This is a genomic window from Indibacter alkaliphilus LW1, from assembly GCF_000295935.2.
GTDB classification, from domain to species: domain Bacteria; phylum Bacteroidota; class Bacteroidia; order Cytophagales; family Cyclobacteriaceae; genus Indibacter; species Indibacter alkaliphilus.
This window is the reverse complement of record NZ_ALWO02000052.1, coordinates 47500-65526: the sequence shown is the minus strand read 5'-3', so window position 1 is coordinate 65526 and position 18027 is coordinate 47500. Positions and strand designations below refer to the sequence as shown.

The following is an 18027-nucleotide window of genomic DNA, read 5'->3' as shown; positions in this document are numbered from 1 at the left end:
GTTACACCAATGTTGTTGATTTTTCCAATGCTCTTTTTCTCAATACTTCCTTGTAATCTCTTGGAATCACCTTGATGAAGCGTTGCTTATATTCTTCCCAGTTTTCCAAATAGGAATTTGCCAATTGGCTGTTGGTAAGTTTAGAATGTATGCCTAATTTTTCTTTGATAATCACAAAATCATCTTCATTCAGCGGATCCAGATCAACCATTTCGGTATTAATCTGATCCACAAAATCTTTCAAAATATATGCGATTCCTCCACTCATACCAGCGGCAAAGTTTCGGCCTATTTCTCCAATATTGATTACAAGACCACCGGTCATGTATTCACAACCATGGTCTCCGATACCCTCTACCACTGTTTCCACTCCGGAGTTTCTGACACAGAACCTTTCTCCGCCTTTACCATTGATATAAGCTTCCCCAGATGTAGCGCCATAGAAGGCTACATTACCAATGATGATGTTCTCATGTGAGTTAAACTTTGAGTTCCGACTTGGATAAACAACCAGTTTTCCGCCTGACAATCCTTTGCCAAAATAATCATTTGACTCTCCTTCCAGCTCAAAAGTCACTCCCTTTGTCAGGAAGCCACCAAACGTTTGTCCTGCTGAGCCATTGAACTTGTAGTGTATCGTATCCTCTGGAAGACCCGGGCTACCGAATATTTTGGATATTTCGTTGGAAAGCATGGCTCCAACCGTTCTGTCGGTATTTTTAATCTTAAAAGATCCTTTTACTGGATTTGCCTGTTCAAGTGCTGGAGAAGCTTGTTTGATGAGCTTTCTATCCAGTACTTTTTTGAGTTCAAACTCCTGATCTATTTGCTTATGTACCCCCACATGCTCAGGTACTTCAACTTTATGGAATACTGGGCTAAGATCTACTTTTTCCCATTTCCAGTGGTTAAATTGACCAGCAGCTTTAAGTACATCACTTTGACCGACCATTTCATCTATAGTACTAAACCCTAGAGAGGCCATGATTTCCCGAAGATCTTCTGCCAGGAATTTAAAATAATTGACCACATGGTCAGGGTCTCCTGTGAAGAGTTTTCTCAGTTCAGGATTTTGGGTAGCGATACCAACTGGGCAGGTGTTGAGGTGGCATTTTCTCATCATGATACAGCCCTCTACTACCAATGCGCCTGTGGAAATGCCCCATTCTTCAGCCCCCAATAGCGTAGCAATGGCCAAGTCACGACCAGTTCTGATCTGACCATCTGTTTGAAGAACTACCCTGCTTCTCAGGTTATTTTTGACCAAAGTCTGATGGGCTTCAGAAAGACCTAACTCCCAAGGGAGTCCTGCGTGTCTGATAGAACTCAGTGGAGAAGCTCCTGTACCACCATCAGCACCTGATATCAGGATAACATCAGATTGGGCTTTTGCCACTCCTGCAGCTACTGTTCCTACACCAGCCTGCGAAACAAGCTTTACATTGATTCTCGCTTTTCTGTTGGCATTTTTAAGGTCATATATCAACTGAGCTAAATCCTCAATGGAATAAATATCATGATGGGGGGGTGGGGAAATTAATCCAACTCCTGGAGTAGAATGTCTTACTCTTCCTATCCAGTCATCTACTTTATGGCCAGGCAGCTGACCTCCCTCTCCTGGTTTAGCTCCTTGTGCCATCTTGATCTGAAGCTCTTCTGCATTACTCAGGTAATTACTGGTAACACCAAACCTACCGGAAGCCACCTGTTTGATGGCAGACCTTTCCCAGTCTCCGTTTTCCTTACGCTCAAACCTGATTTCATCCTCTCCCCCTTCTCCTGAGTTACTTTTTGCCCCTATTCGGTTCATGGCTATAGCAAGAGTAGAATGCGCTTCGTGGGAAATAGATCCAAAAGACATTGCACCTGTGGCAAATCTTTTCATGATGGATTCTGCTGGCTCCACTTCATCAAGCGGAATTGAAATCCTTTTCTTGAATTCAAAAAGACCTCTTAATGTAAGCGCATCTCTTGTTTGATCGTTGATTTTTTGAGCAAACTTTTTGTACAGGCCATAATCATTCAGTCTGGTAGATTTTTGCAGCAAGTGTATTGTCTCTGGATTGAATAAGTGTTTTTCTCCCCTTCTTTTCCACTGGTAAATTCCCCCTGCTTCCAGAAGTGGGCTTTCTGTCTTATAAGCAGCGTGATGTCTGATCAAAACCTCCTCAGCCAATTCGTCAAAGGAAATTCCGGAAATTCTACTGATTGTTCCTTTGAAACACCTGTCTATAACTTCTGGTCCCAAACCGATAGCTTCGAAAATCTGCGCACTTTGGTAAGACTGTAAAGTTGATATTCCCATTTTGGAAAGCACTTTAAGCAAACCTTTACCAATGGCTTTTTGGTAATTGCTGAAAAGGTCCTTTTGATCAAACTTTTTGCTGAGTACTCCTTTTTCATTCAGATTGGAAAGTGATTCAAGAGCAAGATAAGGATTGATCGCAGAGGCACCGTACCCGATTACCGTTGCAAAATGATGCGTCTCCCGAATGTCACCTGCTTCCACTACAAGACCTGCCCTTGTTCTCAGCTTTTTCTTGATCAAATAATGGTGAACAGCTCCTATTGCTATCAACGAAGGAATGGGTGCCTGCGTGGAAGTACTGTTTCTATCAGATATGATGATGATATTTTTGCCTGCATAAATGGCCCCTTCAGCCTGCTTACACAGATGATCCAGTGATTCCAATAGTCTGCCTGGTTTGTGATCTGCCTCAAAGTGAGCATAAAGGGTTATTGTTCGATATCCTTGATCCTCCAGGTGCTTGAGTTTTTCTAAGTCCTCATTCAACAATACTGGCTGGGAAATATGTATCTGCCGGGTATGTCTTGGGCTTTCAGCAAGAATATTATGGCTTTCTCCAATCCTTGTAAATAGAGACATCACAAGCCGCTCTCTGATCGGGTCAATCGGTGGATTACTAACCTGTGCAAAAAGTTGTTTAAAATAGTTTGAAATATGCTGGCTTTGCTTTGATAATACAGCCAGTGGTGTATCAGCACCCATTGAACCTATAGGCTCCTGACCAGTATCTCCCATGGGTGAAAGTACCACCTTGATTTCTTCAGCAGTGTACCCGAAGATGGTCTGGCGCTTCTTGATTTCTTCGAGAGAATATGGGTTTTCAAGTTTCTTGGGATCCGGCATCAATCTTAGCTTCAGCCTTTCTTCTTTTACCCATGCATCGTATGGCTTGTTATCACAAACGGTAGACTTAATTTCATCATCAAAGTAAATCTTCCCCTTTTGCAGGTCTGCCATCAGCATCCTTCCCGGACTAATCCTACCTTTTTCTGAAACTGTAGCTTCCCTGATTGGCAAAGCACCTGCTTCTGAAGACAGGATTAACCTATCGTCATTGGTAATAAAATAACGGAGAGGCCTCAAGCCATTTCTATCCAGTGTAGCTCCAATTGATTTTCCATCAGTAAACAAAAGGGCTGCAGGACCGTCCCACGGCTCCATAAGGGCTGCATGGAACTTATAAAAAGCTTTGCGGTCCTTATCCATGGTTTGGTTGTCCTGCCATGCTTCCGGAACCAACATCATCATTACATGAGGCAAGGATCTTCCGCTAAGCGTCAGCAATTCGACCATCGCATCCAGATTGGCCGAATCTGAATTTGACTTATTGGTAATCGGCATCAATTTGCTAAGCTCATCATCGCTGAAATAAATCGAGCGCATCAAGGTCTGCTTAGACTTCATCTTGTTGAGGTTCCCTCTAATGGTATTGATTTCACCATTATGAGAAAGGTACCGAAAAGGTTGGGCCAACCTCCAATTAGGAAATGTGTTGGTTGAAAACCTGGAGTGTACTATCGCCAATCCTGATGTTATTTTATTATTCTGCAGATCTTTATAAAAAGACAGTACTTGGTCTGTTCTTAATTGTCCTTTATATATAAGTGTAAAGGCAGAAAAACTCGCAAAATAAAATGCTGAGTTGACTCCTGGGATGGCATTGTTGATGACATTGGTGGCATAATTTCGCAATACATAAAGTTTGCGTTCCAAATCTATATCACTGATACCATCCTTATGTCGGACGAATACCATTTCAATATTTGGCATTACCTCAAGGGCTCCAGAACCAGGTACAGTTTCATCCACCGGAACTTCCCTGTAGCCTAACAATTTGAACCCTAGTTCATCAATGATCTTCTTAAGTTGCTCTTTGGATTTTTTGTACAGCTGCTTGTTTTTAGGAAAAAAGGTCATCCCCACTCCATAGTTTCCTTCCTCCGGCAGATCAAATCCTGCCCTTTTTGTCACTTCACTTAGAAACTCATGGGGAATCTGAATTAAAATACCTGCACCGTCACCGGTTTTAGGGTCACTGCCACGGCCTCCTCTATGCTCCATATTGCTAAGCATGAAAAGCGCATCACTAATTGTTTCGTGGCTTTTAATTCCTTTGACATTTACAACAGCTCCTATCCCACAGGAATCGTGTTCAAATTCTTCACGATATAATCCTTGATTCATGTATGTTTGGTTTAAATAGGTTTATTCAAAACGGATGCAAAAATTACAAAAAAAAATCCTTTTTTTAAAATAGAAGCAACAAATCGAGCTTCTGAATGCATTGTTTGCACACAAATGCCCCCTTTGTTATAATTAACAAAATAAATTCTCTGGTTAAAAACGAAACCTAATTTAGGAAATTTGTTGTCAAACCAATAATTATTGGCTTATTTAATAAGGCTAAAATAAAATCTTGACCAAAATTTTCTAAAAACTGGTTTTGTGAATGTTTTGAAAAAAAATTTTCAGGATTTTATCGCTAGATATCAATCTTGAGCTTTCAACAATAAACCCCGCATTTCATTGAAAACTCAATAATATTGAACTTGTCCAGAAATTCAGAATATTATTTGGCAACGATTTTTCAATCCTGGTTCTCTCCACTTATTTCTTTTTCATAATCGGGAAGATGAACTTTCACTTTTTTGATTCTTTTGGCATCCACCGCCAACACTGTAAATTCAAAGATGTCAAACCTGATTTTCGATCCGTTTTTAGGGAAATTGCTGTTCAATTCCAGTAGAAGTCCACCTAAGGACTCGCTTTCACCTTTGACCTCATCAAATATTTGAGGGTCTACTTCAAGCTTTTTACAAAAATCATTCAAGGACACCTTTCCTTCAAAGATAAACGTGCTGGGGTCAATCTCTTTGAAATAAAAGTCTTCAATGTCATCAAACTCATCATTGATCTCGCCGATGATTTCTTCTATCAGATCCTCAAGAGTCACCAATCCTGAGGTGCCACCATATTCATCCACTACTATGGCCATGTGAACTCTTTTTTGCTGAAAGTCTTTGAGCAAGCTATCAACCTTTTTGTTTTCCGGAATGAAAAAGCCTTTTCTTACAAGCTTTTGCCATTCAAAGTCTTCATTGTGATCAATATGCGGCAAAAGATCTTTGATATAAAGTATTCCTTCAATGTTATCAATGGTTTCTCTGAATACCGGAATTCTTGAATAGCCACTTTTATTGATTTTATCCATCAACTCGTGAAAATCCATTTCGAGTTCTATTGCAGTGATATCCATTCTTGAACGCATTACCTGCTTTACAGATAGCGTTCCGAAGTTTACTATACCTTTTAGGATATCCTTTTCCTCTTCTGTCGTGTCTTCTGTGGTAATTTCCAGCGCCTGATTAAGTTCATTTACCGAGAGCGTATAACCTTTCTTCTCTATTCTTTTTTCAATTACATCCGAAATAGTCATCAAAAAATAAGAAATGGGCATCAGCAAATATGAAAAAACAGTGATGACCGGAGCCATCATCAAAGAAAACTGCACATTGGCCTTAGTAGCATAGACTTTAGGGACTATTTCTCCAAAAAAGACAATTGCAAAAGTTACGCCTACCGTCTGAACCAAAATCACGAGAATACCTGTGGCATTAAAGCCAAAAAGCGTCCACGCTACAAAGGTCGTCAAGGTGACAATACCTATATTGATGAGATTATTAAGAATGAGAACAGTACTGAGTAATTTTTTGGGGGCTTCTATTAGAGCTATTGCTTTGGCTGACCTCCTGTCTGGATTATCCTGAATAGCTGAAATATCCTCTGCAGTAAGTGAAAAAAAAGCGACCTCTGAACCTGAGACCAAGCCTGAGGCGATCAAGAGTAGAATAAAAATGATTGAATTCAAAATAAGGTAGCTGGCCGAAACTGCATTAATTTCAGCCAGCAACATAATACTCGGGTATGGGTCGTCCATCAATTTATTTAGATGATGATTGCAAAATTAAACATTTCCCAACCAATTATTCAACTATTTGAATTAGAAGGGCAAGTCATCGTCTTCAGCTGGTCCTTCTGATACAGCACTTGGAGCAGTTGCTTTACCGGATTGCTGAGAGTAATTATTATTCTGAGGAGCTCCACCGGCATTGTCTGGTCTTCCTCCAAGCATGGTAAAGCTCAAAACCCTGATTTTAGTTCTTTTTCTATTATTCCCATTTTCATCCTGCCAGGTGTCTGACTTGATTTTTCCTTCTACGAAAATCTGACTTCCTTTTTTAAGATACTGCTCAGCAATTCTTGCCTGCCCATCCCAGAGCTCCAGGTCATGCCACTCGGTATTTTCTACCCTGTTACCCATTTTGTCTTTGTAGGCTTCAGTGGTAGCCAGTCTCAGATTGGCTACTACTTTGTCTCCTTCTAAATGTTTGACTTCAGGATCTGCACCTAAATTGCCTACTAAAATTACTTTATTTACTCCGGCCATAACGTTAATTGTTTAAAGGTTTAACAAAAAGTTCATGATTAAAATTAAGAATTATTTTTCATCGTTCAAATACTTCAAAATCAATCTGGGTTTACCTAAATTCTCCAATTCCTTGTGATTGATCAAATGGAAATTGTTTTTCTCGGTCCAAGCCTTCAGCATTTCTGATTGGTCTGGTTCAACCACGAACTTTACAAAGTTGGCAAAAATTCTTTGATGAGTAAGAATATGCTTATATATATGAGAACTTTCATAGACAATGGGTGTCACAAAATTTTTTAACCCAAATGGTAATTCCAGTCCAGCTGCTTCAAATTCTTTTTTTGAAGCGGATTCCTTCATCGGAAAATCGTATAGCCCCTGCCAGATATCACCTTTTGTTCTTTCTTTTACCACGGAGTGGTTTCCGCATTCAATATGGAAATATTGAAAAAACCTTTCTTTGACTTTAACTTTATTGATTTTTACAGGTAAAGCATCTACTAATCTTTCTTTATGAGCAAAACAGCCTTCCTTGAGTGGACATTCGGTGCAGTCAGGGCTTTTGGGAGTACATTGGAGAGAACCAAACTCCATGATGGCTTGATTAAAGGTTCCAGGGCTATTAGGAGGCACCAACTCATTGGCCAGGCTTTCAAACTCTCTTTTTCCGGCACTGCTGGCAATATCAGTACTTATTCCAAAATACCTGGAAAGCAACCTGAATACATTTCCGTCTACTACCGCCACAGGTTCGTCAAAAGCAAAAGAAGCTATTGCTGCAGCTGTATATGAACCAATTCCTTTTAGTTTTTTCAGCTCCTGATAGGAATCAGGAAACTCACCTTGATATTTATCCACGACGATTTGCGCACATTGATGCAGGTTTCTGGCTCTACTGTAATAACCCAAACCCTGCCAGTGTCTCATAATTTCTTCTATAGGTGCATAGGCAAGATCCTGCACTTTTGGATAATTTTCCAGAAACTTCTCAAAATAGGGTAGCCCCTGAGCCACACGGGTTTGTTGAAGAATAATTTCAGACAACCAAATGATATACGGGTCTTTGGTGTTTCGCCAAGGCAAATCCCTTTTATGTTTGGGATACCAGTCCAATAAAGTATTGACAAAAGGGTGTAAACTCAAAACGGAATGAATTATTAATATGAAGGCAATGTTAAACAATTCAATCTTATTTTGGGCTTTTTGTTTTTATATTGAATTGCTTCCTTTAAATTTGCAGTCCCAAAATTAGTTGGTTAATAGGTCGTTAAGCTTATTTGATAATAATTTAAATTAATTAAACAGTGACTAAAGCAGAAGTAATCACCAAGATTTCGGATAAAACCGGCATTCAAAAAGACGATGTAACTCAAACCGTTGAGGCATTCTTCAAAGTGGTAAAAGACTCCATGGCAGAGGGTGAGAACATCTATGTTAGAGGGTTTGGAAGTTTTATCAACAAGAAGAGAGCAAAGAAAATTGCAAGAAATATCTCTCAAAATACAGCTATCGTAATTGATGAGCATTACGTTCCGGCCTTCAAGCCATCTAAAGTTTTCATTGAGAAAATAAAGAATAGCAAAAAAATAAAAGAACTGGCTCCTCAGGATTAATCCTGAGTGCCACTTTTCCTTATGAAAAAATCCCAAATCATTGTAATTGTTCTAGGATTAATCAGCATTGTAGTGCTGTTTTCTCTCCCGAGAGTAGTGGTTGACAATGATGAAGGGGAATCTGAGATAACTCAGGAGACATCCTCAGGTTCTGTAAATGCAGAAGATCTGCATGATTCAGAAATACCTGAAGCCACTAGAACTAAGCTTTCTGAGCTTGCATTCAAAATGGATAGTGAAGTCAATAAGGAAAAGTTTGCTTCATTGACTGATACGCTGGCCTCACTCTATGCTCAGGCAGGAAAATTTGATTCAGCCGCTTATTTCTTAGAACAAGCAGCACTCAAATTAGAGAATGTCGAAAGATGGGAAAAGGCCGGAGTAGCCTATTATGAAGCTTATACATTTGCTTTGAACGATCAGAAAATAGCTTACCTTGCAGACAAAACCAGGACTTATCTGACAAAGGTATTAGAAATTGATCCAGAAAGACTAGATCTGAAAACCAAAGTGGCCATGACCTATGTTTCTTCGAGCAATCCCATGCAGGGAATTGCCATGCTGAGAGAAATATTGGAGGAAGATCCAACCAATGAGGAAGGATTATTCAATATGGGGGTATTGTCCATGCAATCAGGTCAGTACAAAAGGGCAGCGGAACGTTTTGAAGAACTGATACGTTTTCATCCGGATCACATTCAAGGTCAGTTTTACCTAGCAGTGAGTTATTTCGAGTCAAAGCAAAACAATAAAGCTAAAAAGCAATTCCAAGAAGTGAAAAACATGACACAGGACCCTATGGTACTGGCAAGTGTGGAAAGCTACCTGGAGAGGTTATAAATAATTTGTTTCACTATAAATCTTTAAAACTATGCCTTGCGGTAAGAAAAGAAAAAGACATAAGATCGCTACGCACAAGCGTAAGAAAAGACTGAGAAAAAACAGACACAAGAAGAAGTAATCAATACTTCTTCTTTTTGAGTTTTTACACAACACGTTCATTTAAATTTTAAAAACAGACACGATTGAGCACAGAATTATTAATTGATTCTTCTCAAAACGGTAGTCGAATTGCCCTTCTCAAAGACAAAAATCTGGTAGAACTCCATTCAGAAGGAGGGGAAAACCAGTTTAAGGTAGGTGATATTTACTTGGGAACAGTCAGGAAAATCGTCAATGGGCTCAATGCAGCTTTTATTGACGTGGGTTATGACAAGGATGCTTTTCTGCATTATCAGGATTTAGGTCCTCAGATCAATAGCCTCAATAAGTTTACAAAGCTGGCCCGCAATAATAACAATTACCCAAATGTCAATCTTAAAGGATTTGAGAAAGAAGCAGATATAGAAAAGCTGGGAAAAATTTCCTCGGTACTTTCTAGAAACAACCAGATCTTGGTGCAGGTGGTCAAAGAACCCATCTCTACCAAAGGTCCCCGACTATCGTGTGAGCTCTCCATCGCCGGTCGCTATTTGGTATTGGTACCATTCTCCGACACTGTCAATGTATCCAAAAAGATACGTAGTGCAGAAGAAAGAAAAAGATTGGTACGCCTCATTACCTCTATCAAGCCTGCAAACTTTGGTGTAATCATCAGAACTGTTGCAGAAAGTCAGTCAGTCACAGAACTTGATAAAGATCTGAGAAACCTGCTGACCACTTGGGAAGAGGGAATGAAAAAACTTTCCAAAGCGAAAAACCGCGATAAAATCATTGGAGAGATGAGTATGGCCTCCTCTATTATCAGAGACCTGCTCAACGAATCGTTCGATGCAATCACCGTAGAGGATGAATTGATCTATGATCAAATCAGGTCTTATATCAGAACTATTGCCCCTGAAAAGGAAAAAATAGTCAAGCTTTTCAATGGAAAAGCAAAGCTCTTTGAAAATTTTGGAATAGAAAAACAAATCAAAAGCTTGTTTGGTCAGACCATAAGTCTTCCACAAGGCGGATATCTCATCATTGAGCATACCGAAGCACTTCATGTCATTGATGTGAATAGTGGAAACAAGTCAAACCAAGAAAGTGACCAGGAAATGACGGCCTTAAAAACCAACCTGGTTGCAGCTAAAGAAATTGCCCGACAGTTGCGCCTCCGGGACATGGGAGGTATCATCGTCATTGATTTCATCGATATGAAAAAGGCTGAAAATAAAAAAGCCATTTTTGATGCAATGAAAAGTGAAATGCAGGATGATAGGTCAAAGAACACTGTCCTGCCACTGACCAAGTTTGGTCTGATGCAGATCACAAGACAGCGGGTAAGACCAGAAGTCAACATTGTCACCAAGGAAACCTGTCCTTCTTGTAATGGAACAGGCAAAATCCAAGCCTCCATTTTGGTGGCTGATCAATTGGAAAATGATCTCGAGCACATTGCTACTATCCAAAATGTTTCTAACATCCACATAGGATTACACCCTTATCTCTACGCTTACTTCACAAGTGGGCTGATATCACAAAGAGTAAGGTGGTTTTTCAAATACTTAAAGTGGGTAAAGCTGATAAAAGATTCTTCTCTGCCTGTGACGGAATACCGATTCCTAGATGAATCAGGTGAAGAAATAGAACTAACTGTAAAAAGCGAGACTGAATAGTCTCGCTTTTTTTATGATTTTTTTTCCCCAAGTAACTGGACAATAAGAAGACCTGTTCCTGAACCAAACATGGCCCCTGTCAAAAATCCAATTAATTCAGTGCCTGGTGGAGTTATCATGCGAATAATAATTCCTGAGATGATCAGTATTGCAGCAAGGACAATTATTGTTTTTTTTTCATTTTGTTAACTAGGAAACATTAATTCAATTAGGCCTAAATTTTACTTGCAAACCCCTCAAAAAGTAACGTAATACCTGATCTTTACATACCCGGTATTGGCTTTGGGTCGGTTTTCTGAAAATTGCACTCAGCTCATGTTTGCTGAACCTAAAATCAGCCTCATCCAATATTTGAAGTATATCTTCATCCTTAAGCTCCAAGGCTATTTTTAGCTTACGAAACACCTTGTTGTTGTTTAAACTTTTTTCTGCAACAGGGTCCTGCCCGTCTTTTTTCCCTCTGTTCTTAACTATTAATCCATTCAAAAAAGCTGCTAAGTCCACATCATAAATTGGCTTAAAAGCTTCATCATCATCCTTTTTCAACCAGTTGCTGACTTCCTCTCTGTTGGTTGTCCTACCCCCATATTCGAAGAGCCTGATCATCTGATCATCTCCAAAATCAAAGGTGTACCTAATGGACCTTAAAATATCATTGTTGTTCATAGGTGCAATTTAAACTGCCTAAAGCACATTACCCGAAAGTTTCCTTAATTGATTCAGTGAAATTTTTCTAGACTTATACCATAGAGTCCCCCTTAGCTTATCCAACCCAAGTAGTTTCCCGAGTGGATTTAATCTATTTCATTGAAAATCAATCAATCTGATTGATTTAACGTTACTTGCGTCAGTTAAATGGTATTGGGTAATAAAAAAATCATATCGTTCACCTGACCGCATAGCTAAGCCTCATGGTAATTGAGGCTGTTTTTTCCTTAGAGCTGGTATTGAAAGTTCCTCCCCAAGAGTAATCCTCCGTACTGTTTTGGCCTGTAATCTGAAAAATTCCCATATTAGCGGAGATCAATTTCCCCAAAGAGGCTCCTGAGTTTTCGGCTATCTTTTCAGCCCTGAGTCTGGCGTCTTCGGTAGCCTTTGAAATCATTTCAATTTTCAAACTTTCCAATTGCGTGTAATAATACCTGGGTGGCTGAGAATAAAATCTCACTCCCTGCAATAATAGCTCGGTAATCTCCCGCGAAACCTGATCTACCTTATCAATATCCTTTGACTCTATCTGAAGTGATTGATTGAGTTGATATCCCTTGAATGTTTGTCCCATATAATTACCCGAACTGCTGTAGTTCTGATCATAAACCGGATTGGTATTGATGGCATTGAAAATAATTTGAGATTCGGGAATTCCTTTAGATACCAAGTATTCCAAAACTGCTTTTCTGTCTTTTTCCAAATCTGCGTAAGCATTTTGGATGTTTACATTTTCCCTGCTGAAATTGCCCTCCCAGACGACCAGGTCCGAACTGAAATTCTGCTGACCCAAACCCGTAACATCAATTGTTCCTGACTTTTGATGTCTATTGATAAAAGCATTTCCCAAAAGTGCGGAAGCCACAATGATGGCCAGGGAAAAGATAAATGCTGATAAGTGCTTTTTCATAGTCTGGTTTTTTTATTCTCTCTCAATTTACATCATTCTTTGCTTGAAGTCCACATCCTTTGGCTTTTCCAAATCTATCAGGTACCCATTGACCAGAGCATATTTCAAATCTCCATTTTTGGCAAGAAAAAAGTTTGGAACATTTCCTGTACTGATCATTGAAGGTATTCTGCTCTGATTTTTAAGTACCAAAAGCGGTAAGCCATGAAGCGCCTTTCCCTCTTTTACTTTTATCGCCAGATATCCCATCCTCATCAATTCTATGGCCTCTTGCTTACTCAGACTCTCCGGATTTTCAAATGGCTCCTCATACACCTCTCCCTGAACAATTTCCAAATCTGAAGCATCCAGTTCATCATATCCATAGAAAATCGATAGATCACCCATATCGTCTATTGACCCGGTGACAAAAAAATCTCCCATCAAGTCTGACTCTTTTCTTTTGATTCCAATATCCGCCTTGTACTCAAATACTCCTTTTTTTAGGTTGAGATTCCTGATGATGACATCCATCAGCCTAAAGGAATTATCAGGTATGGAATAATAGTCTTCCAAGCTCTTCTTTTCATAGCTTCTATTTGCTATTTGCTGCATGGCATGTAGCATGGCGATAAAGTTGAGTTTTCGGATTTCCTGCTTTTCAGGGTCATTGGGGTATCCCCCTGACTCAATAAGAATGGTACTTGTCCCCCATTTCTGTATATTATCCCCAAAAGCCCTAGGCTCAAATGCATCATTGTATTTGCCCACTTGACCTGGGACAAGATCCTGAAGCATTTCATTCATACCCACAATTACCTGCATGGCTTTTTTCCTGACATCATTTACTTCCGTTTCATAGTTGTAGGCCGGTGCCAATACAGAAATTGTAGCAGGCTTTTCTGTCTCTCCTACAGTATAAAAAGTAGATTGATCATGCAAATTGAATCCAAAATCAGGTGAAAAAGTATCTCTAGCGTTTTTTAATAAAACAGCTTCAGGAGAAGCCAGGCTGATTGCATCTCGATTCAAATCAATATCCAAAGCATTCCTTCTGATCCACCTGTTCATTCCATCTGGGTTGACAATTGGGATAAAACGTATGGTCAGTTCATTTTTCAAAAATGTCCTCAATTCCTCAAATTCATCGGCCTTTCCTTCGATAAAATTAAACAGATCAAACAAAGCCATTGTAGCAGTGCTTTCATTGCCGTGCATCTGTGACCAAAGCAATAGTTTTGTTGGTCCGTTTCCCCAAGTCATTTGGAAAATACTTCTTCCCTCCACAGATTTACCGATTTCCTCAACTTGAAATTCTTCCCCTGTTCTACTTCTGACCAAGGGCATTACTTCCGCATGCTTAAACCTCCTTTGGTTGATACTTTCCTCCTTATATTTTTCAAAAGCTCCAGAAAGTTGCTCAGAGTTCAATTCTTGAAATTTTTCCTGTGGTTGACAGGCCACCAGAAATATCAAAATAGAAACCATCAATAATAAAGGAGGAATAGGACTGTATACTTTCATAAACTAAGTTTGCTTGAATTTCTTTCACTAAGTTATGAACTTAGCCAAAAAAATAGATTTACTTTTGTCCCAACCAGAAAAATTTAATTATGAAGCTTTCCTACTTTGTCAAAGATCTGCCCCTGAAACATACTTTTACCATTGCCCATCAGAGCAGAGATATCCAGGATACTGTTATCGTAAAATTAAAAAATGAGGCATATTACGGTTTGGGTGAAACCACCACCAATCCATTTTACGGGATGACGGCTGAAAATATCATCGGGACATTGGAATTGGCAATACAAAAAGTAGAATCAGAAAACTGGAAAAGCCCGGAGGAGCTTTGGGAATTGTGTAAGGGTGACTTTTCTCAAAACCCCTTCGCCCAATGTGCCTTGGATATGGCTGCTTGGGACATTTTTACCAAAATGAAGGGCAAAAAACTCTACGAATACCTAGGTCTAGACCCAAAAGCCATCCCCTTGACCAACTTTACCATTGGAATAGACACCATAGAAAAGATGGTAGAAAAAATGAAAGAGGTAGATTGGCCCATCTACAAAATAAAACTGGGGACTGAACATGACCTGGATATCATCAGGGAACTCAGAAAGCATACCGATGCGGTGTTCCGCATAGATGCCAACTGTGCCTGGACCGCAGATCAGGCGATTATTTACTCCGAAGAATTGCTCAAGCTCAATGTGGAGTTTATGGAGCAGCCTTTGGCTAAGGATGACTTGGAAGGAATGAAGGAAGTTTTCAAAAACTCCAAACTACCGGTCATTGCAGACGAAAGCTGTATTGTGGAATCGGATGTCAAAAAATGCAGTGGCCTTTTTCATGGGATCAATATCAAATTGGTCAAAGCCGGGGGGATTACCCCTGCATTAAGGATGATCAAGGAAGCCAAAAGCCTGGGAATGAAATGTATGGTAGGCTGTATGACCGAATCTTCTGTAGGAATCACTGCAATTGCCCACATTGCACCCTTGTTGGACTATGTAGACATGGACGGTGCAATGCTTCTTTCAAAAGACATTGCCAGAGGAGTGGTCATCACACCTGAAAAAGTAACTTTTCCGGAGGGAAATGGCATTGGGGCAGAACTGGTTTGAGGGGTGGGTGATTGATCAATTGTGTATATGTGGAACTGTTTAATTGTGTAACTGTGTAAGAGATTAACTGATTATTGTTCTATCAAGCTGTTGAAAGTTAAGCTCTGGCCTGGAATCATAAGTCAGGTTTATGGTTTAGTGCGAGGGATTTCATTGCAAATCGGGATTAATTGATAGACAATCTTACATAAGCGAGTTCATCATCTAAATTGAGAAAAAGGTAGATTTTACCGTCTTTGACAAACTGCGGATTGGGTATTTTGGATATGAAGTCGGACGTTTCTTTTTCCCCAACAAGTTCAAAGTTTCTATTCAAAATGCTGAGATAGGTTTTGTATCTAACCTCTTCCCCATCAATCCTTGGTAAGGATTTGTAAGAGAACCTGTAAAAAACCTCATTGATGTCATCCCAAAAAAGCCTTCCGAAATTTATTTCCTCACTCATTTGATTTGCCACTTTCATCAATTCTTCCTGGGATTCAACATTGTTCTGATAACTTCCTGACTTGGAGTTTGGTGTCAAAGCATTTTCATATTGCCTAAAAATTAAAGTGTCATCTTCGTTTCTTAAATGATAAAAGCTATTGGTATAATTTGAGGCAAAGAAAATGTCCTCATCCCACAGGGTGAAATCCTGAGAGGGAAAAGTTGCTGACATCCCTCTGCCTCCTTCTATCTCCCAAGTAACCCTAAATTTATCCCTGTCTTCAAACTTTGGCAATTGGATTACCCTCTTGATCTTCTGTTCCAAATCCAACTCCAAAATATCCGAATCAAGCTTCTTCCACGCCATAAAAGTGCTGTAGAGTTTTTTTCCATCTTTGGAAAACCCAAGAAAATTCAATTGACCTCTTTCATCTATACCTTCACTCATCCAATCTTCCCGAAGACTGATTCTTTCCATCACTTTGGCTTGGAAGTCAGTGATGGTGATTTTCCCATCCCATCCGAGAAAAACCAACCTATCCTCTCCCAAAGTCCTGATCATATAAGCATTTTCTCCCACACCTTCAGGGCCCTCCTTTTCTACTTTGATCTTTTCGGAAAGTTCCATTTTTTCAAGGTCAATTACCTCAAGATTTGCGCCTTTTGCATCCCAGTTGAAAAGGAGCTTTTGATTGCTGAGGACTGCTATTCCAGAACTTCCTGTAGCTGCCGCCATTAAAATTTCATCCTGGGAATCTACCATCACTGTATCCATACTGATGGTAAAGTCGGAATAGGAATTTTTAGACTTCTTACCATCATTTCCTCCACAAGAGGCTAGCAGAAGGACTGCAATTGCAAAAATTAACTTTTTCATACCTTTTGATTTTATAAATGTGGAAAAACGCTGAACAAACCATTGGGGTTTACAGAGAGTTTTGCAATAAATTTTAAAGATTAAAACTAATAAAACCCTATTTTAAACTAAACTGATAAAATATACAATTTTTTCTAGTCAAAAATTTTTAATCATAAAAGAATAAATAGGTTTTCCCGAGGGTACAAAATATGGGCAGAATCTATTGCGCTTTGGATTTCCAACGTGCCGAAGGCACCAACTTTGAGCCCTCAAAAGGGTTGATAAATTCACCGGTCCAATTGGCAGATAAAAAGGCTGACACCCTTCCTAAAATTCTTTGCGCTTCTTTGCGTCATTGCGTGAAACTTCCCCCTAAAACGCCTCCCCAATAAAGAAATAAAAACCAGTACCCTCTTGGGTAAAAGCCACATCAAGCCTGGTATAAATATCCTTTTTCGGAAAGAGCAAAAACCTGAGCCCTCCCCCTGCCGACCAGACCACCTTGTGAATAGAGGCCCTTGAAAAGTCCGGGAAAACAGTGGCTGCTCCTGCAAAAGCTGCCGCTCCCAACCTATCTGTAAATCCCAAAGGCAAAGGCAACATTCTATATTCAACCTGTGTCGCAATTTGATTCCTGTCTCTGAACCTTCCCAGATAATAACCTCTCATCATACTGTCTCCACCCATCAAAGCGAGCTGATTAAAAGGTACGTCTCCCATGTTGAATTGCCCCAATAGCTGTGCGGCAAAAACGTTATTTTTGCCGACAGGCCTGAAAATCCTGTTATCAGATATGATGGTCTGAAAACCAAAGTTGCTGAAAGCAGGCATGTAATTTAAATATGCCAATTCTGAGAAATTCCCCTTTCTCACATTGAGGACATTGTGACGGTCATCATAAACCAAACCAACACCCAAACCCAGGTTATCCGAACCTGCACTACCAAGTGGTAGATTTATTTCTTGCTGCTCCTCTGCAAGCTTGAAATTTACACTGGACATTCTTTGAAAATCAATTTCCAAACCGAAGTAGAGGTTTCTTTTCAATTCACGCAATACACGCTCTTTAATCAACACCTGGTTGGCATCTACCAATGCAATGTAATCTTCAGGAGTATCCATGCCTATACCATGGTAAAAAAGCGGAAAACTTTGAATCCTGATGCGTCCCAAAAAAAACCATTTGTTCAAATCCGAATAAATCGCATGATCAAACCATATTCCGTATTGATTCTCTAAGGTTACAAAAGTAAAACCATTGATTTCACTGAGTCTATTGGTGGTATCCCTATTTGCATAGTAAACGTACAGAGAAGAAAGGCCAATTTCCCAGCTGGTTTCCGGGGCATAGGCAAGGGTTGGATATATCAAAAACTGTGGTTTGGTGATATCCGAAGTGTCCATCAAAATTCCATTGATATATCTTGAAAAAAAGCTCTGTGAATGCACAAGGTTGTTGAAACCAAGAATTATCAAACAAAGCAATAAAAGCTTTTTCCCCATAGAGTTCATAAACAGAAATGTAAGACCAAAGTTGGAATTGCCCTATAAAAAATCAAACTAATTCGCAT

At 39.6% G+C, this 18027-nt stretch carries 13 protein-coding genes; 4 read left to right on the top strand and 9 right to left on the bottom strand.

What is annotated here, in order from left to right; translation table 11 throughout:
• Position 1 precedes the first annotated feature (1 nt).
• From gltB to mutY, 4 genes are all read right to left on the bottom strand, one after another.
• Positions 2-4492, bottom strand: coding sequence for a glutamate synthase large subunit (gltB, locus tag A33Q_RS18590; RefSeq protein WP_009033171.1), 4491 nt, complete (start codon positions 4490-4492; stop codon positions 2-4).
• Between the two features lie 403 nt (positions 4493-4895).
• Entirely contained in the window at positions 4896-6245 is a 1350-nt protein-coding gene (gene gldE / locus A33Q_RS18585) for a gliding motility-associated protein GldE (RefSeq protein WP_016255554.1), read from the bottom strand.
• A gap of 63 nt (positions 6246-6308) precedes the next feature.
• Positions 6309-6755 carry a single-stranded DNA-binding protein gene (locus A33Q_RS18580; protein WP_009033173.1) on the bottom strand — a complete coding sequence of 149 codons (447 nt, stop codon included), beginning with the start codon at positions 6753-6755 and terminating at the stop codon, positions 6309-6311.
• A gap of 51 nt (positions 6756-6806) precedes the next feature.
• Positions 6807-7880 carry an A/G-specific adenine glycosylase gene (gene mutY / locus A33Q_RS18575; protein ID WP_040490697.1) on the bottom strand — a complete coding sequence of 358 codons (1074 nt, stop codon included), beginning with the start codon at positions 7878-7880 and terminating at the stop codon, positions 6807-6809.
• Positions 7881-8041: 161 nt separating this feature from the next.
• Between mutY and A33Q_RS18570 the strand changes: the two genes are divergently transcribed.
• The 3 genes from A33Q_RS18570 (at position 8042) to A33Q_RS18560 (ending at position 10950) form a co-directional block, all read left to right on the top strand.
• Complete coding sequence (locus A33Q_RS18570; RefSeq protein ID WP_009033175.1) at positions 8042-8350, top strand: HU family DNA-binding protein; 309 nt, start codon at positions 8042-8044, stop codon at positions 8348-8350.
• Between the two features lie 21 nt (positions 8351-8371).
• Positions 8372-9190: a tetratricopeptide repeat protein gene (locus tag A33Q_RS18565; RefSeq protein ID WP_009033176.1), complete on the top strand. Its 819-nt coding sequence runs from the start codon at positions 8372-8374 to the stop codon at positions 9188-9190.
• 185 nt (positions 9191-9375) lie between these two features.
• Positions 9376-10950 carry an Rne/Rng family ribonuclease gene (locus A33Q_RS18560; RefSeq protein WP_009033177.1) on the top strand — a complete coding sequence of 525 codons (1575 nt, stop codon included), beginning with the start codon at positions 9376-9378 and terminating at the stop codon, positions 10948-10950.
• A gap of 204 nt (positions 10951-11154) precedes the next feature.
• Here the strand turns inward: A33Q_RS18560 and A33Q_RS18555 are convergent, their stop codons facing one another.
• The 3 genes from A33Q_RS18555 to A33Q_RS18545 all read right to left on the bottom strand — a co-directional run bounded on the left by A33Q_RS18555 (position 11155) and on the right by A33Q_RS18545 (position 14071).
• Positions 11155-11616, bottom strand: a complete 462-nt coding sequence (locus A33Q_RS18555; protein WP_009033178.1) for a YehS family protein — start codon at positions 11614-11616, stop codon at positions 11155-11157.
• 220 nt (positions 11617-11836) lie between these two features.
• Entirely contained in the window at positions 11837-12568 is a 732-nt protein-coding gene (locus A33Q_RS18550) for an SIMPL domain-containing protein (protein ID WP_009033179.1), read from the bottom strand.
• A 27-nt stretch (positions 12569-12595) separates the two neighbouring features.
• The gene (locus A33Q_RS18545) at positions 12596-14071 is read right to left on the bottom strand and encodes a M14 family zinc carboxypeptidase (protein WP_009033180.1); all 1476 of its coding nucleotides are present in this window, start codon (positions 14069-14071) and stop codon (positions 12596-12598) included.
• Positions 14072-14160: 89 nt separating this feature from the next.
• Between A33Q_RS18545 and A33Q_RS18540 the strand changes: the two genes are divergently transcribed.
• Positions 14161-15171: a dipeptide epimerase gene (locus tag A33Q_RS18540; RefSeq protein ID WP_016255552.1), complete on the top strand. Its 1011-nt coding sequence runs from the start codon at positions 14161-14163 to the stop codon at positions 15169-15171.
• 166 nt (positions 15172-15337) lie between these two features.
• Here the strand turns inward: A33Q_RS18540 and A33Q_RS18535 are convergent, their stop codons facing one another.
• Together A33Q_RS18535 and A33Q_RS18530 are read right to left on the bottom strand one after the other, a co-directional pair.
• Positions 15338-16474, bottom strand: a complete 1137-nt coding sequence (locus tag A33Q_RS18535) for a DUF4221 family protein (RefSeq protein ID WP_009033181.1) — start codon at positions 16472-16474, stop codon at positions 15338-15340.
• 354 nt (positions 16475-16828) lie between these two features.
• Positions 16829-17959 carry a BamA/TamA family outer membrane protein gene (locus A33Q_RS18530; protein WP_009033182.1) on the bottom strand — a complete coding sequence of 377 codons (1131 nt, stop codon included), beginning with the start codon at positions 17957-17959 and terminating at the stop codon, positions 16829-16831.
• Positions 17960-18027 lie beyond the last annotated feature (68 nt).